General features: G+C 35.5%; 12 protein-coding genes. All 12 read right to left on the minus strand.

The window, feature by feature from the left end:
- Positions 1-248: 248 nt before the first annotated feature.
- The 12 genes from P2W75_RS14745 to P2W75_RS14800 all read right to left on the minus strand — a co-directional run bounded on the left by P2W75_RS14745 (position 249) and on the right by P2W75_RS14800 (position 23624).
- A complete protein-coding gene (locus tag P2W75_RS14745) occupies positions 249-857 on the minus strand; it encodes a Crp/Fnr family transcriptional regulator (RefSeq protein WP_207296095.1) in 609 nt (202 codons plus the stop codon).
- Positions 858-1119: 262 nt separating this feature from the next.
- A complete protein-coding gene (locus tag P2W75_RS14750; RefSeq protein ID WP_276381049.1) occupies positions 1120-3099 on the minus strand; it encodes an alpha-L-arabinofuranosidase C-terminal domain-containing protein in 1980 nt (659 codons plus the stop codon).
- A 15-nt stretch (positions 3100-3114) separates the two neighbouring features.
- Positions 3115-4554, minus strand: coding sequence for a glycoside hydrolase family 28 protein (locus P2W75_RS14755; protein ID WP_276381050.1), 1440 nt, complete (start codon positions 4552-4554; stop codon positions 3115-3117).
- A 175-nt stretch (positions 4555-4729) separates the two neighbouring features.
- Positions 4730-6259, minus strand: coding sequence for a glycoside hydrolase family 28 protein (locus P2W75_RS14760; RefSeq protein WP_276381051.1), 1530 nt, complete (start codon positions 6257-6259; stop codon positions 4730-4732).
- Between the two features lie 419 nt (positions 6260-6678).
- Complete coding sequence (locus P2W75_RS14765) at positions 6679-8316, minus strand: sodium/sugar symporter (protein WP_276381052.1); 1638 nt, start codon at positions 8314-8316, stop codon at positions 6679-6681.
- Between the two features lie 55 nt (positions 8317-8371).
- Complete coding sequence (locus P2W75_RS14770; protein ID WP_276381053.1) at positions 8372-9529, minus strand: acyltransferase family protein; 1158 nt, start codon at positions 9527-9529, stop codon at positions 8372-8374.
- A gap of 93 nt (positions 9530-9622) precedes the next feature.
- Positions 9623-12760, minus strand: a complete 3138-nt coding sequence (locus P2W75_RS14775; protein ID WP_276381054.1) for a glycoside hydrolase family 2 TIM barrel-domain containing protein — start codon at positions 12758-12760, stop codon at positions 9623-9625.
- A 180-nt stretch (positions 12761-12940) separates the two neighbouring features.
- Positions 12941-13822 carry an inositol oxygenase family protein gene (locus tag P2W75_RS14780; protein WP_276381055.1) on the minus strand — a complete coding sequence of 294 codons (882 nt, stop codon included), beginning with the start codon at positions 13820-13822 and terminating at the stop codon, positions 12941-12943.
- 816 nt (positions 13823-14638) lie between these two features.
- Entirely contained in the window at positions 14639-18670 is a 4032-nt protein-coding gene (locus tag P2W75_RS14785) for a two-component regulator propeller domain-containing protein (protein ID WP_276381056.1), read from the minus strand.
- 53 nt (positions 18671-18723) lie between these two features.
- The gene (locus P2W75_RS14790) at positions 18724-20559 is read right to left on the minus strand and encodes a metallophosphoesterase (protein WP_276381057.1); all 1836 of its coding nucleotides are present in this window, start codon (positions 20557-20559) and stop codon (positions 18724-18726) included.
- A gap of 215 nt (positions 20560-20774) precedes the next feature.
- Positions 20775-21335: a hypothetical protein gene (locus P2W75_RS14795; protein ID WP_276381058.1), complete on the minus strand. Its 561-nt coding sequence runs from the start codon at positions 21333-21335 to the stop codon at positions 20775-20777.
- A 15-nt stretch (positions 21336-21350) separates the two neighbouring features.
- The gene (locus P2W75_RS14800; protein WP_276381059.1) at positions 21351-23624 is read right to left on the minus strand and encodes a GH92 family glycosyl hydrolase; all 2274 of its coding nucleotides are present in this window, start codon (positions 23622-23624) and stop codon (positions 21351-21353) included.
- Between the last annotated feature and the right edge of the window lie 16 nt (positions 23625-23640).

The raw sequence follows: 23640 nt of genomic DNA on the forward strand, positions 1-23640 counted from the left end.
TGTTGTCATTTATTTTTACTTCCATTATTGATACATAATTGGAATGCTGCATAACAAAATGTCAACCCGTAGCGTAAAAGGATCAGCCAAGCTGTAAGTCTAAAATACTACAGAGGGACAACAAATGTAAATACAACACGATTATTAAAAAGACACAAATAAAAAGTCTAAACTAACAATAAGCAATAACAAATGTTAAGCATTTCGATTTAGGATACCAAAATACATTGAAGAATCACTTGGATTTTTTACACCGAATCATTCATATATTTTAAACGGCTCAAATGAACAGGTGTTATGTTAAGATAAGATGCAATACAGTGCTGGGGAACGCGCTGGAGAATACGAGGAAATCTATTGTTCATTTCTTTATACCTAACCATTGGACTATTGACATAAAGAGCTTTTATTTTATCATTAACAATAAAAAAATAATCTTCGGTTATGAGTCTTCCTAGTTTTTCACCCTGCTGTAATACCTTATAAATATTTTGAAGCATCTCAAATGAGATAACAAGCACTTCTGTATCTTCCATAGCCTGTATTGAAAAACTAGCAGGGATTCCTTTAAGAAAGCTTTCATAATCTGTTCCAAAAGTATTTTCTAAACAGAAATGAAATGTTTTTTCCTCGTCTTTGTCATCTACAAAATAGATCCGCAGCAGTCCTTTGGTTACAAAATAAATTTTAGAGCAGATTTCATCCTCTTTTAAAAGTATTTCTTTCTTTTTATACGATTCATAATCGAGCATGCTGAGACAGTATTCCAATTCGGAATCTGAAATTTCAATATAACTCGTAATAAGCTCGTAGAGTGCCAGTACACCATTATTTTCTAAAGCACTGTCTTCTTGCATGTTGGTTTTATAATTTTTATTTCGATAAAATAGGTAAGCATATTGGTTTTGAAGTACCTACGTTACAAATTAAAAATTTGCATTTACGAAGCTCTTTACAAATGTCAGGCAAATATATCCTAGAAAACATTAAGCTGTTTTAGATTTCAGCAAGCAGAATATTACCATTATACTCTGCTAAAATACTATTAAAAAAGGGAATTTCACGTTTTAAAAAACCATAATGAAACTAGTTTAGTTTCTAGTACTGAAAAATAGATCGTTACTTAATTTTAAATTTTAAAACTGTGACCGAATACGGTGGAAGATCGAACTGCTGGCTTCCTTTAGCAATTTTATATTCACTCTGTTTTGGCATGATTTTTTTTGGATCTGCAAAAGTATTTTCATCTTGCAAATTTGCACTTACCAATCTAATCATACTACCTTTTGAGCCTAATTTTGCTCCTTTCAAATTGATATTAACGTCTTGGTTTGAAGCGGCAGTGTTTACCAATTTCACAATAATTTCTTTACTATTCGTGTCTTTTACTGCCGATGCGTATAAATCATGCTGCCCAATTAAAGCTTTTCCGTCTTGAGTGATGCTTAACAAATCTGTTCCTTTATTAGTAGAAAACAATTGCTGCACATAATAGTTTGCCGAACCATAAGATTGAAGATTATTAAACCAAATCATATCGGGTGTCCATTGCCAAGCATCTTCATGAGCCATTAATGGTGCGTAAGACGATAACTGAACTACTTCTGCATTTCTTTCCAAACCCGTCATAAAAGCGGCTTCAGAAAAGGCACATTCCCAATTGTTTCTATTGTTTGGATTTGCTCCAGAAACACTTTGTGCCGCATATTCTCCTGCAAATATTTTTGGCCCTTTTCGATCATAATTATCATAACGACCTGCGTTTTCTCTAAACCATTTCGGGCTTTCGTAATAATGTTCGTCGATCAATTCTGCATTCAGCTTTTTAAGTTCCGCCATTGCAAAATCAAAATGTTCACCCTTTGGTGAAGGTCCGCTTCCAGATACTATTATGATTTTTGGATATTTTGCTTTGATTGCTTTTTCAAAAACTTTGTAACGGTCAATATAATCTGTTCCCCATTGCTCATTTCCAACTCCGATATATTTTAAATTAAACGACTGCGGATGTCCCATATCTAACCGAAGTTTTCCCCATTTTGTATTAACCTCTCCGTTTGCAAATTCAATCAAATCTAAAGCATCTTGAATGTAGGGATCTAATTCATCCATCGGAGCTAATTCTCCTGTGTTATACTGGCAAGCCATTCCACAGCTTAAAATTGGCAAAGGTTCCGCTCCAATATCTTCAGAAAGCTGAAAATATTCGTAAAACCCTAATCCGAAACTTTGAAAATAATCAGGCGTTTGTTTGTGGCTGAATTCGACATTCCAACGGTTCATCATCGTTTTTCTTTCTTCTACATTTCCAACCGATTTTTTCCATTGATAACGGTCTGACAATGTTCTTCCTTCGACAATACAACCGCCTGGGAAACGTAAAAATCCCGGTTTTACATCATATAAAAGTTGTACAAGATCTTTACGAAGTCCGTTTTTTCTGCCTTTCCATGTATCTTCAGGAAACAGCGAAATCATATCCAAATCGATAGTTCCTGTTCCTTCAAATGTTATTTTAAGTTTTGCTTTTGCTTCTGTCTGCGTACCAATAATTTGTGCCGTATAATTTGCCCACTGTACCGAATTTGGAATAATATTCGTTTCTCCAATTACTTTTTGATCTTTGTCAATTAATTGAACAATTATTTTCTTGATCGCTGCATTAGGATTGGCTGCTTTTAATGAAAGATTGTATTTGGCATCTTTTTTCACTCCCATTCCTCTGAAGCCTTCGTTTATTAAAGCGTAACCTTTATCATTATTTATTTCTACCCGACAAAAATTGGTATTGTCTGCTGCTAAATTTATAGGCACAGCACTACCCGATTCTTTATTCATTGAAGACCTTTTGGTATTTGGCTGCTCCCAACCCATTAAAGGTTTCTCGAACTCAAAAGATCTGTTTTTTACCATTTCGGCGTACAATCCACCGTCTGCGGCAAAATTGATATCTTCAAAAAACAAACCGAACATGGTTGGCTGAATTTTAGTAATCGTTTTGGAAGCATCAACTTCTAAAGTCGTTTTCTGAGCATTTATATAAAAACTGCTCAACATCAAACCACAAATGGTAAATTTCGTAAGGATCGTATTTTTCATTCGGAATTAAGCTAATTATTTCTTTACAGCCTCTAATTTAGCAGGAAAAGCGGCTTCTCCGTCTAAATTAATCACTTTTAATATATCGACATTTTTACTTTCAACTGCATGTTTAAAATAATCGGGTTTATTTTTTCCCCATTCTACCGTACAATTCTGAACCTTAATGCTTTCAGCTGAATCAAAATAGAAACCAGAGGTGCTTCCCTGCACAAAACCTTCTACATTGGCAGGACGTCTGTCGTACAATCCGCCGGGAAAAGAAGTTGTTTTATCTATAAAAACACTTACATTATCAAAAACAATATTCTTGATTTTATCTTTCGATTCTCCGCTTACAAAAACTCCATTTTCTCCTGTACATTGAATATTAGAGAAATAAATATTTTTAATTTCACCAACTTTTCCTTCTGTCGCGCCTTTTGGAAAACGCCAGTTGGCATCTTTATGATTTACTTTTGCTCTTCTAAAAGCGGTTACATAAATCGGCTCTGCTTTTCCCCACCACGTGTCGGTATTTAATTTGCTTTCGATAATGATATTAGAAAAGATTACCTCACTTACCGTTCCTTCATCTCTATTTTGAATTCCTAAAGCACGGTTGCTGTTTTTAATGATGCAATTGTTGAAAACGACTTGTCTAATGGCATCCATGTTTTCTGAACCAATTTTAATGGCGCAGCTGCTGCTCGTCATCGTACAGTTGGTTACGGTAATATTTTCACAAGCTCCAAATTCTTCAAATTCTCTTCTGTTTTTCAAGCAGATGCAATCGTCACCGCTTTCAATATAACAATCGCTGATTCGCACGTTTTTAGAATGATCCAAATCGATTCCATCGCTATTGCGGACTTTCAAGCTGTTTAATAAAGTAATCCCGCTGATCACAACATCGTTACATCCTACTAAATGAACTGTCCAATAAGCTGAGTTTCCGATATGAACATCATGAATTCTAATATTTTTTCCTCCAATAATCGTCAAAACATGAGGTCTTGGATCTAGAACATTGAATGGTTTTAGAACATACGCATCTTCTTGTTCTTCTCCCATAAAAGAAATTCCGTTTCCGTCTATTTTTCCGCTTCCGCTAATGGTAAAATCCTCGACGTTTTCTCCTCCAATCCAAATTGTCCCTTCGCCCGGATTGGTTCTGAAAGCGCTTTTGGTGTACAATTTTTCATCTGGACTTGCCAATAATTTAGCTCCAGCTTCAATATGCAAATCGACTTTTGATTTGACGTCAATTGGTCCTGCTAAAAAGGTAAAGGGAGCAGGAATTAAAACTCTTCCGCCTGTTTTGCTGCACGCGTCAATTGCTTTTTGAATAGCTGCTGCATCGTTAGTTTTTCCATCTCCTTTTGCTCCGTATTTTTTAACGTCGTAAATCTTTTGTGCTGAAATAGTGATGGAAATACAGAAAATTAGCAGTGTGATGATCGATTTCTTTTTCATATTTTTTATTTTTTTTGCCACAAAGGCTCAAAGGCTCTAAGTTTTTTTCACGCAGATTTTTCAGATTTAGGCAGATTTAATTAGATTTTTTTTTTAAATATCTGCAGGATCTGCTTAAATCTTTTTAAATCTGCGTGAAAAAAACTTCACTTCTTTGCGACTTTGTGGCTAACTTTTAATGCGCTGGCAATTCAAATTTATTTTGTTCTGGTTCTATTTTTCTTTTTGCAGCTTCGCTGTCCAAATTACTTCCTATAACATCTTTAAAAACAATCTGACTGACTTTATCCGAAGGAATATCAATCGCATTCATGGTCAGATTTTTGACATCATCGAAAACAAAAGCAGGACGAAAATCCTCTTTATCCAAAATCAGTTTTATGTTCTTCATTTCGATTCCGTCGACGTGGCGCACATAAAATCCCCATGACGGCAGTTCACCAAACATATTAAATTCAGGATAGCCGTTTATATTTTCTTTGACGTCTTTCAGTCGGCTTAAAGGATGGTACGCCATTCCTTTTGAAGCTCTTCCCGGATATATGATTTCAATATCTTCTAATGTCACATTTTCAATTAAATGTCCCGGAATTCCAGCAATAGAAGACGGAAACGGATTATGGAAATAATCGACTTCCGGACCTCTCATGTCGTAATCGATATCTGGGCGTCCAAACGGAACTTGCACTTTTACGTTTTTTATCGATACATTTTTGATAGATCCTGCTCTATCTCCATTTCTATGCCCGAGACGAATCAATATCGCATTTCCGGTATTGACAGCGGTAATATCTGAAACTTTGATGTTTTCAATTTCCGCTCCATCAACAGATTCAATCGCAACTGCCGATCTGAATGTGTCAAAAACCTTGATATTTTCAATAGTTACATTTTTGAAACTGCCGTAAGAACCTGTTCCAAATTTCACTGCATTGGCACTAGATCTTATCGTGCAATTACCTATATAAATATTATTATTGTGTAATCCCGGCACTTCCGATTTTAGACAGATTCCATCATCTGCAGTGTTTATATTGCAATTGGTAATTCGGGCATTTTCGCAACCGTCAAGATCAATTCCGTCATTGTTCCAGTACGCTCTACTTTCCACTTTCATAAAATCAATTGTAATATTCTTGCATTCTCTGAAGCATTGCGTCCAACCTGGGCTATTCTTCAAGGTAATCTGCTTCATGGTAATTGAATCGCACTTTACAAACGAAATCAGTTTTCCTCTTCCGTCTTCTGGGCGCATTCTTTTGTAATTGTATTTCGGATCAATGCGTATTCCCGTGTGGTGCAGCGAATCAATTGCTAATGCCAGTTCTCTTCCTTGTCCGTCTATAATCCCTTTTCCCGATACCGCCATATTTTTAGCTTCAAACGCAATAATTAAGGCTCTTATTCCTTCATATTTTGGATAATCTTCTGGATTGGTGCTCCCTAATAAAGTGGCGCCTTCTTCAAAAAACAACTCCACATTATTTTTCAAAACAATACTTCCAGATAGATATGTTCCTTTAGAAAAAACAACTCTTCCGCCTTTGTTTTTATTTGCGGCATCAATTGCTTTCTGGATCGCTTTTGTATTTAAGGTTTTGCCATCTCCAACAGCGCCATACTTTTTAATGTCAAAAGCTTTTTGCGCTGAAATAGTCAATGAAATACAGAAAATAAGTATCGTGATTATAGAATTCCTTTTCATATTTTTTTTATTTTTTTGCCACAAAGTCGCAAAGACGCAAAGTTTTTCTTTAAGTTTCTTTCAATAAACTTGGCAGCTTTGCATCTTTGCGAGCAATTTTTCCAAGCTTTTTTATTTATTCTCGCAAAGTCGCAGAGACGCAAAGTTTTTCTTTTAAGTTTCTTTCAATAAACTTGGCAGCTTTGCATCTTTGCGAGCAATTTTTCCAAGCTTTTTTATTTATTCTCGCAAAGTCGCAGAGACGCAAAGTTTTTCTTTTAAGTTTCTTTCAATAAACTTGGCGACTTCGCGACTTTGCGAGCAATTTTTCTAAGCTTTTTTTATTTATTCTCGCAAAGTCGCAGAGACGCAAAGTTTTTCTTTTAAGTTTCTTTCCAATAAACTTGGCGACTTCGCGACTTTGTGGCAACACCAAAACCTTACCAGAAAACAGTATACAAAGCCACTAAAATTCCACTAATGATAAAAGAGCCAACTATAAACCCTGACGAAACTTTATACATTGATGTGTCGACTTCTATTTTATGAATTTCAGCTTCCTGTTCAGATACTGATTTGGCTAGACTTATTGCTACCATTATCAATACAATGATAAAGAAAACAATAGTCATTCTGTCTAGGAAGGGATAATCCGGAAACGCACCTTCCGTCCACATTGGCAGAAATTTCAAAATCGCTGCGATAGGCACAGTGAGCAATGCTCCTGCCAATCCAGCTGCTGGAGTCGTTTTTTTCCAGAACATTCCTAACAAGAAAATTGCTAAAACTCCTGGTGAAAAGAATCCCACATATTCTTGTATAAACTGATAAGCCTGATCTAATGATTTTAATGCTGGCGCTACAAAAGCCGCGATAATCATACAAACCACAACACACCATCTTCCGGTACGAACCAGTTTTTTTTCGGATGCCTGAGAATTGAAATATTTTTTATAAATGTCTAAAGAAAAAATAGTCGAAATACTATTGGCTTTCCCTGCCAGAGAAGCAACAATTGCTGCAGTCAAGGCGGCTAAAGCGACTCCTTTTAATCCCGCAGGAAGTAAATTCATTAAAGTTGGATAGGCTTGATCCGGTTTTAAAACTCCTGCTACATCCACCATTTCCTGCTGAAACATTCCGTTCTCGTGCATTACGAACATGGCAATACCCGGTAAAACGGCAATAATTGGAACCAATAATTTTAGAAAAGCAGCAAATAAAATTCCTTTTCTCGCTGTTTTCAAATCAGCTCCTAACGCTCTCTGAACAATGTATTGATTACATCCCCAATACGCCAAATTATTGATTAACATTCCGCCTACTAGAACCGACATTCCTGGCAGTTCATTATAATGCGGATTGGATTTTTCTAAAATCATATGCAGATGTCCAGGCGCTTCATCAGCAATTACGGCTAGTCCTTTTAAGATGTCTTTTCCAAAACCAAACTGATCTGATAATAATGTCAAGGCGAGATAAGTTGTTACGAGACCTCCCAGAATTAAAACAATTACCTGAAACATGTCTGTATATCCTATCACTTTCATACCGCCCAAAGTCACGATTACAGCAAACAAACTCAATCCGATTACACAAAACTGAAAGCTTATGGGTGCGATAGAAGAAATGGCTAAAGCGCCTAAATAGATGATCGAAGTAAGATTAACAAATACATAAATTAAAAGCCAAATGATCGCCATAATGGCACTCACGGTACCGCTGTATCGTTTGGCAAGAAACTGCGGCATGGTGAATATTTTATTCTTTAGATAAATTGGCAGAATAAACATCGCCACAAGAATCAGCGTGGCTGCAGACATCCATTCGTAAGAAGCAATTGCCAATCCGATGGCAAAACCAGAACCGCTCATTCCGATAAAATGTTCCGCTGAAATATTGGAAGCAATCAATGATGCACCGATTGCCCACCAAGTAAGCGACCCTTCGGCTAAAAAATATTCTTTAGAACTCGTAGCAGCTGTTTTTTTGCTTCTGTAAATGTACATTCCATAAGCTGTGACTATGATAAAGTAAATAAAGAATACAATGTAATCTGCGGTTTGTAATACATTCATAATAGGTGGTTATTGGTGGTTAGTTAGTAAAATGTATTTTAAATTTTGATTGGTATCAGATCTTGAGAAACCATTTTCTTTTATAGAGAAAATAAAGCAAAAGAAGCTGTACAAACGTTACTGACAACGCAACAAAAACTGGCTGCCAGACAATCGGCAGATAGTGAATAAGTCCGCCAAAAAAGTAATCTGCGGTGTGTTTAAAATCTACAGAACCTTCAGCTGCGATATAAATTAGAATTGAATTTGAACCAATTAAAATCAATGGAAATGCCCATTTGTGTAAACCAGACAAATCGATTATCACATAGAAAAAAACAAAAAATAAAATACTGAATCCGCCCACAAAACAGACAAAAGAACTTGTCCACAAATGTTTATTAATAGGAAAATCAATATCCCAAATGAGACCTGCAATTATTAACAAAATAGCCGTCAATGTCATCAAAATCAGTTTTGCTTTTATAGAAAACTGATTTTTTGCTTTTAAAAAGGTTCCTGTAAAAACTCCAAGCAAAGCGGTTGAAATTGCCGGAAGAGTCGAAAATATTCCTTCAGGATCATAAACAGTGCTGTGCAGCCTTCCCGGTAAAAATAATCGGTCAATATAGCTTTCTAATGATCCTTCCTTTGTTAAAACTCCTGCTCCAAATCCTGGAACGGGAATCCATTTCATGGCTGCATGATACCCCATCAAAATGGCTAAAAACCAAATGAACTGTTTTTTGAGATCAAAATTCAAATAAATGATTCCAGCAAAAAACCAAGCAAGTCCGATTCTGCCTAAAACACTCGCAAAACGGGTATTATCAAAACCGTCAAAACGTAATAATCCATTTACGACAAAACCTAGAACCAGTAAAATACCAGTTCTCCTTAGCATAGAAAGGTATATTTTTCGTTTTTCGCTTACAGGCAATTCTTGCGGCGTTAGCACTCCTGCCAGACTCATTTTCTTCTCGAAAGAAAATGGCATAGAAACGCCAGCTACAAACAAAAACACAGGAAAAATCATATCATAGAATGTAATGCCATTCCATTCCGCATGATGCAATTGCGATGACATCCAGATAAAAACAGGAATTGGAGCTGCTTTGGCCAGAGCATGAATAATGTGTTCACCGCTCATAATCCAAAACATCACAAATCCGCGCAGCGCATCTAAAGAAATTAATCTTCCGTTCTTAGGGTTATTCATTTTTATAGTGTTCATTTTCAGTTAGTTTTCAGCCGTAGTCACAGTATTCAGTGCTATCTGTGACTGAAAACTGTGACTGTGACTAAACTAAGCAACAGGTTATTTTAATTAAAGTGGCTTAATGATAAATCCGTAGCTGTATTCGCTTTGGGTCAATTGATATTGTTCGTGCGGCGGTAATCCCCAGCTGTTGTCGCCTCCTAAGCCTCGCTGCGTTAAGTCTACACAAACCACTACTTCTTCTCTTGGAGTGATGTCGCTGGAATGAAGATTCTTTTTAGAAATTCCACCATCAAAATCACTCGGATAATTATTCAAAGTACTCATACATAAAGGCTGCAGACCTTTTACTTCCAAGCCATTTCCTTTATTGCTTGACAATTTAAACCAGCGTATATCAGTCTTATATCCATTTTCCTGGGGGCGTGTATAAGGCACATATTGGTCTGCAACTTTGCTGTTATAAATTCCTTTGAAAGATGAAGTTTTCCTGTCGGGATAATTTTCTAAAGGCCCTCTTCCGTAATAATCTAAATTCTCTAATGTATTTTTTAAAGTGAAAATCATTCCGAAGCGTGGCAGTTCTGGCACTGGATTATTTCCTTTTTTATAAAAAGCCTGAATCTCTAAAGCTCCATCATTTGCTAATGCATATTTGATCGTATAGTCTGAGGCAACATCGTTCAGTTTTAATTTCGCCACAATATATTGCTGTCCGTTTTCTTCTGTCTGCTCGATACTTACTAATGATGTATTTTTTCCAGCCGTTCTCCAGACATTTGTTCTAATCTGCATTTTGTTTCCAATATCATTATCGGTTGGCGCTCTCCAGAAATTAGGTTCAGGATATTCTGTAAAGTATTGCTCGCCTTTTAAACTGTAATACGAAATCAGTCCCGTTTTCTTACTGATGTTAACCGTAACATTCTCTGAAGTCAAAACAAATTGGTCTTTTTCATCTTGAACTTTTGCCGAATTTCTTTTTTCAGATTTGGCAAAATACTTTCCGTCTTCAATCACAAATTGCTCTTTTGCAATTTCGAAGTTCTGAGTCAATAATTCTGAACCTGTTTTGGTATTAGCAAAAACATTCAGCAAATATTCTGTTCCTTCTTTTGATTCTAATTTTGGCAAATCAATTTTAAACTGTTTTTTAGATTTCGGATCTAAAGTGACATTCAAAGTCCCTTCCTTAATTACTTTTCCGTTTTCTAAAACTTCATACCTAAAACTGTACTTATTCAGATTTGTAAAACCAAAATCGTTATTAATTTCAATTACACCATTTTTAATATCAACTGCTTTGAACAAAATATTCTGATAGACTTTTTTCACTTCAAAAGCTCCTTGGTGCGGAGTTCTATCTGGATAAACCAATCCGTTATGGCAGAAATTTTCATCGTTTAGATAATTCTGGCTTCCCATATCGCCGCCATAAGACCAATATTTTCTGCCTGCTTCATCTGTTCTTTCAAATCCTTGGTCTACCCAATCCCAGATAAATCCGCCTTGCATATTTTTGCTTCCGCGAATGATGTCCCAATATTCCTGAAAGTTTCCACTGCTGTTTCCCATCGCATGCGAATACTCACACATAATGAACGGACGGGTTACTTCTTTTCTTGCCGCATACTCTTTCATGTATTCAATTGTTGGATACATCGGACATACAATATCTGTATTTTCATTTTCTTTTGCCTGCTCAAACTGAACAAGTCTACTAACATCTCTTTTTTTGATCCATTTGTAAGCGTCATGAAAAACAGGTCCGTTTGCACTTTCATTGCCTAAAGACCAAATAATTACCGATGGCATATTTTTATCTCTTTCAACAAGACTGTAAATTCTGTCTAGATGTGCTTCTCTCCATTCTGGAAGATAACCAGGATTTGTTTTTGGATTCATCCATTTTAGAGGCTGTCCTTCCACTCCCATTCCATGGCTTTCGATATTGGCTTCATCTACCAAAAACAAACCGTATTTATTACAAAGTTTCACCCATAAAATATTGTTCGGATAATGACTGCAGCGAACAGAATTAATATTAAGCTGTTTCATCATTTTGATGTCTTTCAGCATCGTAGCTTCATCCTGATAATGTCCTGTTACCGGATTATGTTCGTGAATATTAACTCCATGAACCATTAATCGAACACCATTTACCAATAACTGCCCACCTTTTAATTCGACTTTTCTGAATCCGATTTGTGTGCCAACGGTTTCTATACTATCTCCTTTTGCATTTTTTAAAGTCAGAACCAAGGTGTATAAATTAGGCGCCTCACTGCTCCATAATTTTGGGTTTGATATATTTTGAGAGAAATTTAAAGTCTGAATTTTCGAAGCTTCTAAATTGACATTTAGCTCTTTCACGAATACATTTTTTCCAGAAGCATCAACTAATTTGGCAACCAATTTTTGATTGTTAACCGAAGTTGAAGTCAGGTTTTTTAAACTTACCTCTACATTCAGGCTTCCGTTTTTGTATTTCGCATCTAAATCGGGTCTTGCAAAAAAGTCTGAGATTCTAACCTTATCTGTACTGTATAAATACACATTTCTGTCAATTCCAGAAAGCCTCCACATGTCCTGATCTTCTAAGTAAGAACCATCGCTCCATCGATACACTTCTACGGCCAAATCATTTTTTCCTGGTTTTAAATATTTCGAAATATCAAATTCCGCTGGACTTTTAGTATTTTCAGTATAACCGACTTTTTCCCCATTCACCCAAATGTACATGGCCGCTGTTCCCGCTTCAAAATGAAGAAAAACATGTCGGCCTTTCCAATTTTCAGGCAGTACAAAATCTTTTTTATAAGAACCAACAGGATTATCCCAATGATTGATAAAAGGTGGATTTTTTTCGAAAGGATAGGTAATGTTGGTGTAAATTGGCACACCATATCCGTTAAGTTCCCAATTAGAAGGTACCTGAAGTTCTTTCCAGTGCAAGGTGCTAAAATCTGTTTTATAAAAATCCTTTGGGCGCTCGTCTGGTGTTGGCGACCATGAAAATTTCCATTTGCCATTTAAAGAAAAATACCAAGGGGAGTTCTCATACTTATCGATGATTGCCGAAGTTTCGTCTGCATAAGGAAGAAAAGCTGCTCTTGCAGGTTCTCTATTTATTTGAAACACTTCGGGATTTTCCCAATCATTACGGTCTTTTTCCTGAGCTGAAATCCCTGCTGTGAAAAGCAGTAACAGACTTACAAAAAATATTTTGGTTTTGGTTTTCTGCATTATTTTGGTTTTAGATAGCTGGCAATATTTTTTTAACACATAGAAACATAGTTTTTCTTTGTATTAAAAGACATTTCATTTATTACAAAAAACATAGCTATGTGTGGGAAACTAGTTTCTCTCATGAAATTTTTTTATACTCAAAAGAAAATCTATGCTCCTATGTGTTTAAACAAACTTTTAAAACTTCAACTTTTCTGGCAAATATTTAGCAACTAATTCTTTGTAGTAAGGAAGCAATGCTTTTACATTTGGCTTAACGGGAGCTTTTGTGTACAAATCATACGGATTGAACTTTCTAACCCAATCAAACATTTCAATATCTTTTTCATTCATTAAATGTGCATACGCATTTTCTTTATGCTGCGAATAAAAAGAATGGTAACGAATCATGTATAAGGCTGGTTCTGGCAAGTAATCTTTCATAATCTGATAGAGATATTCATCGTGTCCCCAGCTCATTTTTACGTTATCCAATCCACAATTTTCGGTGTAGATTCCGAATTTGGTGTTGAATCTTGGATCTGTATAATCTGGGTTTTCCTTAAAAAATTCGGGGTACACAATTTTATCCGAATACGCGCATCCAACTGGAAATGTATCTCCAACAACTGCCCATTGCGGTTCTCCAAAAAGGCATAAAACTTTACCTAAATCATGGATAAAACCTGTCAGAACAAACCAATCTGGATGGCCGTCTGCACGAATGGCTTCTGAAGTCTGCAAAAGATGCTGTGTCTGATCTAAGTCAATATCTGGATCGCTATCGTCTACAAGTGTGTTCAAAAAATCAACCGCTTCCCAAATTGACATTTCTTTTCTGTTGAACTGTAGAAATTCCTGTTCTTTACTGCATACAAAATCATAGGTCTGATACGTATGGTTTATTCTATAAAATTCCTTAACTGTTTCTACTCTTTCTGAATCGACATAATTCCTGAATTCTTCTTTCTGCTTTTCTTTTACATTTTCTTCAGAAGGATCAGGATATCGCATTAACAAATCATCTTCCCACTCATCTAAATTTTTCAACGGATTATCTGTGTCTATATGCTTTTTCATAATGGTAAATAGTTATAATGTTATAAGACAAAAATAGAATTACATACTCCGTTCAAAATGGATTAATACATCAAAAACATGGATAATTTCGGTTTTTATAGGGTTTCTGCCTTAAAAACATGTAAAAAGGCTTTGTTTTTTTTAGCCACGAATTCACGAATTTTTATTTACTCGTAGAGAATATTTACTTCAAATTACACCAATTTTTACAAACTATAAATTAATACGAATTCGTGCATTCGTGGCTAAAAAAATAATGAAAATACATTGTGTACCCAAGGTTGAAACCTTGGACTATGTTTTTAAATATTAGAATTAAAATTTTTGTGGAGTAACTTGCAGAGATTTACTTCGTGCTTTGATTCTCTTTCGCAGGAATGATAAAATAATCAAAACTAATTCATTTGTAGAAATTCGTGCAATTTAGGAGAAAAAGATCCAATCTAATGAGCAAAAAAAATTCGTGAATTCGTGGCTAAAAAATAATGGAAATACTTTGTGTACCCAAGGTTGAAACCTTGGGCTATGTTAAATATTAGAATTAAAATTTTTGTGGAGCAACTTGCAGAGATTTACTTCGTGCTTTGATTCTCTTTCGCAGGAATGATAAAATAATCAAAACTAATTCATTTGTAGAAATTCGTGCAATTTAGGAGAAAAAAATCGATCTAATGAGCAAAAAAAATTCGTGAATTCGTGGCTAAAAAATAATGGAAATACTTTGTGTACCCAAGGTTGAAACCTTGGGCTATGTTTTTCTCATCTTAGTCGAATCTTGCCAGTTCGCTGTCGCGAGTCGTGGCAGAAAAAAACTAATTATATCAGTTTACTCGGCGGGAAACCAAACTGTTTTTTAAAGCATCGGCTGAAATATAACGGATCATTAAATCCAACAAGATTGGTCACTTCAGAAACATTGTATTTTTTGGTTTTAAGCAATTCTGCAGATTTTTTCAAACGGATTGTTCTAATGAATTCATTTGGTGCCAAATCCGTAAGCTCTTTAATTTTTCGGTAGAGTTTTGAGGAACTTACTCCCAATTTATCGCATAAGAAATCGGTAGACAGATCAACTTCACTCAAATTATCATTGATTAGATTGGTCACTTTTTCCATAAATTCCTCATCAATTGGCGAGTGCGTCAGCATGCTTACTTTGCTTTCTACCTCTCCAGAGAATTTCTGTTTGAGCTCTAATCTCGATTTAATCATATTCTCAATAACGGTTTTGAGCAATAATGGTTCAAAAGGTTTCACCAGATAACCATCTGCCCCAGTATCGTAACCTTTCACTTTATCCATATTTTCAGAAAGAGCCGTCAGCATTATAACTGGAATATGGCTAATGAATTCATCATTTTTAAGTTCACGGCAGAATTCCAATCCGTCCATAACAGGCATCATCACGTCTGTCACACATAAGATTGGCTTAATCTGACGGCAGATTTTCAAACCTTCCTGTCCGTTTTCTGCTTCGTACACTTTGTAATAATCCGACAAATAGTCCACAAGATATTTTCTGAGTTCGCTATTGTCTTCAATCACTAAGATTTTCTCTTTTAAATCTGTATTTTGAATGATTTTCTTAGCTGCTTTTTCCGGAATAAGCATGCTTAAATTGTCATTTTTAATGGCATATTCAAACACTTCTTTACTTTCATACGAATCGCGGTCTATCGGAATTTCAACTCTAAAAGTGCTTCCTTTTCCTGGCGTACTTTCGACAGAAATGACTCCTTTGTGAATTGATACCAGAGATTTTACGAGTGACAATCCAATTCCCGATCCTGTATTGTTTGCTTTACTGTTCGAAGCCTGATAGAAACGTTTAAAAATCTTCTCCTGACTTTTTAACGGAATACCAATTCCATTATCGGTTACTTCTATCACCAAAATATCAGCAGCAGTTTCTTTAAGTCTCACAGACATATCTACGTTTCCGTTTTTGTTAGTGAATTTTAAAGCATTTGATAAAAGATTATAGAGAATTTTATCATACTTATCATTGTCCAGCCATCCGTTGATTTCTTGATCTTCGGTGATGAAATTGAGCTTAATTTTTTTATTAAAAGCCATTTCCTTAAAAGAATCGAAAATATTTCGAGAATAAGAAAGGATATCAGTCTGTGTTACTTTAAGCTTTAATTCGCCCGATTGCGCTTTTCTAAAATCTAAAACCTGATTTACGAGATTCAATAGTCGGCTCGCATTCTGATAAATGAGATTGTATCGGCTTTTCTCATAATCGGTTGCGTTGCTATTTTCCTCCAAAAGCTGTTTTGCAGGTCCTAAAATTAAAGTCAAAGGCGTTCTTAATTCATGCGAAATATTGGTAAAGAAACGCAGCTTTTCGTTGTTGAGTTTGATGTCGTGTTCTCTGTTTACTTTTTCGGTAAGCAGTTCTTGTTTCAAGCGGATTCGGTTTTTAATTTCTCTTCTGATAAAATAGAAAACCCCAAATAGAATCGCGAAAAACATCAAAAATGAAGTCGGCGTAAGCCAAAATGGAGGCAGGATTTTTATTTTATAAGAAACGGTTTTACTCCAATATCCGTCACTGTTGCTTGATCGTATTTTAAAAGTATAATTTCCTGGATACAAGTTCGTGTACTGCACAATTCTCGAAGTGCTGTTGGCTGTAATCCAATGTTTATCAAAACCTTCTAGCATATATTGAAATCTGTTCAATTTTTCATTTGCGAATGAAGGAGTCGAAAACTGAATCGAAAAATTACGGTTTTTATGCGTAAGCTCTATTTCTTTGCCATAATTCAGGTCTTTTGAAAGCGGAATTTCACCATTAATTTCCATTTCTGGAAAGACTTCTTCATTCTGAATCTTAAATTCAGAAATTACAGGCGTTGGCGACCATTTGTTTCGTTTCATTACCGGTGGCGAAAAAGAAATAACTCCGTTTTTGCCTCCCAGAAAAATATTCGAATTATTAAAATAAAAGAAACCGCTTGAGCTAAAAACATCCAATCTGTTACCGCTGTTTACGTGATAAATGCTGACATCATTTAAATCGGCTTTAACAAAAGCAATGTTGTTGTTATTGATATTGAGCCACAGATTTGCTTTTGCATCCGAAAGAATATCGGTAATCCATTTTCCTGAAAGTTCTTTCAGTTTTTTTACAGGTTCAAATTCATTTTTTTTCGGATTGTATAAGCAAAGTCCCGAGCGTGTTGAAGCCCAAATTTTACCTTTTACATCTACTAAAACATCACTCACATTTTCATCATGAGGAACGCCTTTTTCTTTGATAAAAAGAGAAGAATAGGTTTCTATCTTGCCAGAATTGATGTTGTATTTTACGACTCCGGTTTCTGTTGCAAACCAGATATTATTTTTGGCATCCCTGTCAATTGCATTGATCTGAAAGTCTGGCAAAAGCTTGCTTGAAGTCTGAAATTGCAGTGTTTTAGTATTCAAAATTACAGCTCCTTCTCCAAACGAACCTACAATCATGGACTCATTATCAATTTTGGAAAAAGCAAAAACAGGCGATTTTTCAAAACCTGTCTCTATTTCTCGAGAAGAATTTGAGAGATAATTGTAGACCAAAATATTTCCATCCCAAAGACCGCAGTAAAAAATCTTTCCGTCATCCGAATAAATGCTGGCAATATCTTTTCCTGTATTGTGCAAAGGAACTGAACCTTTTGTATTCGAAATAAAAAGTCCGTTATGGTAAGTCGCTACAATTACTTTTTCATCGTATGTTTTAGCAAAACCTCTAATTCTAGGCGCTTGATTGCCAATAGAACGCGAAATGTCTTTGTTTAAAGTAAACTGGTTTTCATAAGGATCGTACTTGTCTAAACCGTCTTCGGTTCCAATCCATAAGACGCCAGATTTATCAAAATAAAGTGAGGCTATTAAATTATCAACCAGCGAACTATCATCAGACAAAATGGAATAATACCATTTGTAATTTCCTTTCTGAATATCTTCCAACTCATTGCAAACCAATAATCCGCCCAAAGTTCCTACCCAATATTTACCGTCAGGAGCTCTTGCAACAGATAAAAAATAAGGCCCTAAAGCACCTCTCACCTGCTTGTTATCAATGTACAGATTAACAAACTGATTTTTGACTTGATCCAATTTATACAATCCTTCCCTAGTTCCGATGAAAATATCCGATTTGGCATCTTCATAAATAAAATTAAGATACGGGTTTTTGATATTTGAATTGGGTACCGAAAGCGTATACGTGTTAATTCTAACTATCGCTCCTTTTGCATCCATTGTAATTTTGGCAACGCCCGATTTTTCATAACTTCCAATCCAAACATTGCCTTTTTTGTCTTCAAAAATATCTTTAACGTAATCGAAACCTTTAAGCTGGATTTTTTCAAATCGCTTTTCTTGCAAAGAAAACAGATAGACTCCTTTGTTCTTGGTACCAACCCAAACTCGATTGAATTTATCTGCATAAACCGATCTCACTTCGTCATCAGGAAGGCTGTTTGGATCGTTCTTTTTATGAAAAAAAGTGGTAAACACATGAGTATCCATTTTAAAGAGTGTCAACCCTTTTCTCGTGCCTATCCATAAATTATTGGAAGCTTCATCGAGTTCTAAAGCGGTAATATCATCATTGTACAATTTATTTTTTCCAGCAGCAGAACTCATGTAGTTTTTAAACTGATAACCGTCAAATCGGTTTAGTCCAGAGAAGGTTCCAAACCACATAAAACCTTTTTTATCCTGTACAATATGACGCACCGAATTATGCGACAGCCCATTATTGTCGTTATAATGCGCAAATTTTATATTCTGTGAATAAGAATGATAAAAGGTAACAGAAAACAAGAATAATATTAGGAATTTGAGTCTCATGAAAATAAATTATAAATGCAATTTAGTCTTTTTTGATCTAATAAATATCAAAATTATTTAACAGATAAATTATCAATTCTGTTATTTTTTAAATCAATTTTAAAATGATTGGAAGGCTCGCCATTCATGGTTTTATAGAATATCTCTGACCATAAAACGAGTTTTGGATTATCTGATTTTTTTAATTCTTTGCAGATCAGCTCATATTGCTTTAATCTCTTGGTTCCAATCTCTGGAATAGCCAGTTCTCCAGCATTTTTAAGACGATAAAAATCGAAAATCATGTCGAATCCGTTCCATGATTCAAAATCAGAACGAGTTAATGAATTTTCTTTCAGCTCTTTATCGAGGTCAAAGCTGTTTTTATTCTTTTCTAACAAATCTCTTCCCGAAAGATTTACAATTGACTTTAAAAATTCAACTGGAAAATCTTCTGGCAGAAAACGTAATCTTACCAATTCTTTCAAATGCCAAGTGGTAAAATCTTTATAATCATTTGCCTTTAAAATTTCCTTGTTCCAAATTGCATTGCTATTAATTTCTTTTAAATGAGCATATTCTTCTTCATAAAAAGGAAACAAACTATTGTATTTATTGACTTTCCCTACCACAACGGTTTCCACTTCCAGTTCTGAAGCAGAATGAATCGTCAATATTTTATAAGCAGGCATATAAGCGGCAAGCGATGGAGTTTGAATATTGAAAAGCGTATTTCCTTTTTCCGTTGTTCGAACGCCAGTATTGTTGATGTGCATGTGTCCGCCAAAATGAACCTGAATCCCGGCATCTGCAAACTGTTGCGCCACTTCTTCATCTGGAACGCGCTGCAATTGCATTTTATCGGCACCAAAAAGCTGCTTTAATTCGGGAGAAGCATTATCGTTAAATTCTACCATTGGGTAATGGCTGAAAGCGATTAGTATTTTTCCTTTGGCTTTGGCTTCTGCAGCAACTTTTTTTACCCAGTTTAACAAATGGCTTTTATAAATCAGAACGTTATTGTAGCCTGTATTGGCTCCCGAAAAATCATGCGGATCATCTGTTTTTCCTGATAATTTCTCATTTGGAACATAGGCATTGGCATCGATTGCTAAAAGCCAGATTCCTTTCACTGGTTCAACCAAATAACTGGCATCGGGCAGAAACAAATTAGTGTTTTTAACTGCATAAGTTCTATTTTCTAAAGGAGATTCTTTTTGAGCTTCTTCAAAATTATATTGTGAGTAAGTGTATTTTGAAAATGGCGTTTCCCAGTACAAATCGGTCTTTTTTGGAAAAAAACCAAAATCTCGCATTTCATGAATCGTTTCTTTGTAACCCCAATTTTTAATATCGGCAGTTATGATGGGAACGAGTTCGCTTTTACTTTTATTGAAAATATTTTCAGAACTGCTGATAATCTGTTCTTTTCCGTCTTTTCCTAAAAAATCAGTCTTAACAGCATCTTGTGCAAAAGGCCGCACAACATCATGATTTCCTGTGGTTACATAGAATGAAATACCATATTTCTGGGAATATTGATCGAGAATTTTTCGCAATCCGCGAACATGTACAGGTTGTCCGTCATCACTAAAATCACCAGGAAGCACCACCTGTTTTATGCCTCTTTTTGCAATATCATTTAAAGCTTCTAAAAAAGCGAAGTAATTTTCATTAAAAATTCGGGTAGAATGCAGCTGGGCATTCATGGTTCTGATATTGCCATATTCGCCCGTTTCAGGGTTTTGAATGCCTTGATAACTGTTATCATCAAATTTAGCAAAAATATCCTGCAAATGCGCATCGGCTATAAAAGCAATTTTTATTTTTTGGTCATGCGAATGCTGTTCTGTTTTACAGGAAATAAGAACTGCAAAAATCAATACCCAAAAGAAATTTTTATATGCCATGTTTATTATTATAACTCAGAAACTTTAACCCTTTCGGTGAAATTAATTTTAACACATAGAAACATAGTTTTTGTAAACTTTAAAAAGGCGTTTCACTTATTTGAAAACACATAGCTATGTGTTAAGCTAGCTTTTTTTGGTATTCTTAAACAAAAGCAATAAAAGAATCTATGTTTCTATGTGTTAAAATTAAACTTTGTTCTATTTCATCTTTATTAATCCACCACCTTTACCAACGTTGGGTTGATTCCTAACGGATTATTGGTGATTTTACAGATTAGCGGAAAATCTGGATTTTTTACAATCCACATTTCGGTTTCGTCGATCTGCGCTTTTACATGCAGAGCGTCTGTTGTTTTTCCGTCAATTTGAACACTTTCTGCATTTTTTTCATCCAAAGCATACGTCGTATTATTATAAACAAAAGAACTGTTTTTTATCAAGTTCTGATAAGCTGATCTTGAAATCATAAAAAAAGTTTCTGTAGGTTTTAAGTTTAAAACAGGCGCATATTCTCCTTGATTAAAACTTAATTCGGTTCCATTCTGTACGGCTTCTGGAAGCATCACGATTTTACTTTTCACACCTCTGGTTTCCAATTTAAAAGCCAGTTTATCAGCCGCTGTTTCGGCAGTGAGCTGAAGACTTCTGGTTTGTCCGTGAAGCTTACAGACATAATGCAATTGGCTGTTATTTTTTATTGTCGGAATGTACTGCTGTGCAATTCCTTTCTGATAAACGATGCAGAAAAGAAGCATTAAAAATATATTTTTCATCCTGTTTATCCTTTTTTATTTCGTTGGAGGTAAAATTGTCGTTCCCCAAGCTGAAGGTTTTGAATCCATTTCTAATACCAATTCGCCACCGTTATTAATATCATCATGCGTAATCCAAGCTTTGCTGTATGGTTTTCCATTTAACAATGCGCTTTTTATATATCTGTTTTTATCCGTCATTTTTTTAGCAGAAATGGTAAACTTTTTTCCATTTTCCAGCTGGATGACTGTTTCTTTAATCAAAGGCGTATTGATCAAGTAATACGGTTGTCCTGCATTTGGATACAATCCCATCATATGAAAAGCCAACCATGAAGACATCGCGCCAGAATCGTCATTTCCAGGCAAACCTTCTCTCGAAGTATTAAAATTACTCTTTATAATGGTTCTAATCCTATCGCTGCTCAAATAAGGTTTCCCGATCCAGTGGTACAGGCAAGGCGTTAAAAATGAAGGTTCATTGGCCACATTATACAAATTCTGATCGAAGAAAATATCCAAACGGCTTTCAAATGCTTTTTCTCCTCCTGATTTCTTGATCAATTCAGGAACGTCATGTGGAATGCTGAATGAATATTCCCAAGAAGTTCCTTCGTAGAAAAACACGCACCAGTGGCAAACATACCAAGGCGATTCGATAATAACAGGCGTATATTTAAAAGTCGGTTTCTGGATTTTAGATTCTCCAAAAACTACATCATCCAGCCAGTTTCCGTCTTTGTCTTTTGGCATGATAAATCCTTTAGCACCATTATTTTCATAATCAGGACGCCATAAATTCTGCCAGCTTTCTGCCTGTTTCATGTATTGATTATAGAGTTCGGTTTTACCTAAACCTTTGGCTACTGTGGCAATATTATAATCGTTGTACGAATAGTCAATCGTTCGGTTTCCTGCACGGTCTGTGCCATAAGGAACATATCCTAATTTTAGGTAATCGATAAGTCCGCCTCTTCCTTCTTTTTCTTCATTTCCTCCAGGCGGAACTGTGGCGTCTTTAAGCATTGCCTGCAGCGCGAGCTCGTAATTAATTCCTTTTAAATTCTTTACAAAAGCATCGGCAATAACCACCTCAGCATTTGATCCTCCTTGAGTTCTTCCGTTATCGTTTCCGCTTCTGCCTTCGGGCAAATACCCTTCGCGTTTATAAATATTCAGCATGGCATTTATGATATCCACTTTTCGTTTACTGTCAATTAAAGTGATTAGCGGACTTGATGTTCTAAAGGTATCCCAAATGGTATAAAAATCATCATAATACGGTTCGCTATTGGTCCATAATGGATTCTCTCCCGTTCTGTCTACAGGCATAATCATGGTGTGATACAAACCAGTGTAAAACATTTTTTTATATTCGTCTGAAGTGTCTTTTGAAAGCTGGATGCGGCTTAATAAATTCTCCCATTTATTTTCTAAAGTCTTTAAAACCTCATTAAAATTCCAATGTGGGATTTCAGCTTCTATATTGTTTTTGGCTTTTAATTCGCTCAAAAAAGAAATTCCGATTTTTACATTCAGTTCTTCTTTTCCTTCATTTCCAAAAGAAAGAAGCGCTGCTGTTTTCTTTCCTGAATCAAACTGAGCTTTCTGGTTATTGTAAAATTTTCCGTCTTTGAAAGTTACATATTTTGATATCGGATGATCGAAAACGGCACAGAAATAAACCGTATACGCTCTTCCGTTGTTCCATCCGCCTCTAATTCTGCTATAACCTCTGATTTCTGTGTCTGAAACGATCTCAATCTGAGAACCTACAAACTGCTGCGCTTCTCTAGCATCTGGAATTTTTTCTTCTCCCAGAAAAAATCCTGGGTCTATTTTTAATTCTTTAGAACTATTTTTCGGATAGGTAATTCTATAAAATGAAACTTTCTCTCCAGTTGTAATTTCAGTTTTAATGTTATTTTCTTTGAAAACAGTTTCGTAATACCCCAGTTTTACATTTTCTTCAGCTCTAAAAAAAATCTGATCCATTTTATCTAAAGTACCCGAAAAAGGCATAATCAAGATGTTTCCGTATTTTGGTCCGCCGCCTGTTCCGCTCACATGCACCTGACTGAATCCGGTTACTTCTTTAGGCATTGGAAGCCAACCGCTGTTTGGACTCGAAGTGCAGTCGGGACTTGGTTTTACCATTCCGTACGGACAAGATGGCCCAATAAAAACCCTGCCCACGCCTTCTGACCCAATCATTGGATCTACATATTGGTGTACACTCTGCTGTGCATTGCAATTGAAGGCAAGAAAAAAACTTGCCGCGAAAAAAAAGAGAAACTTTGTATTTTTCATTCTTTGTTATTTCTTT

The organism is Flavobacterium sp. H4147 (assembly GCF_029360735.1).
Lineage (GTDB): Bacteria > Bacteroidota > Bacteroidia > Flavobacteriales > Flavobacteriaceae > Flavobacterium > Flavobacterium endoglycinae.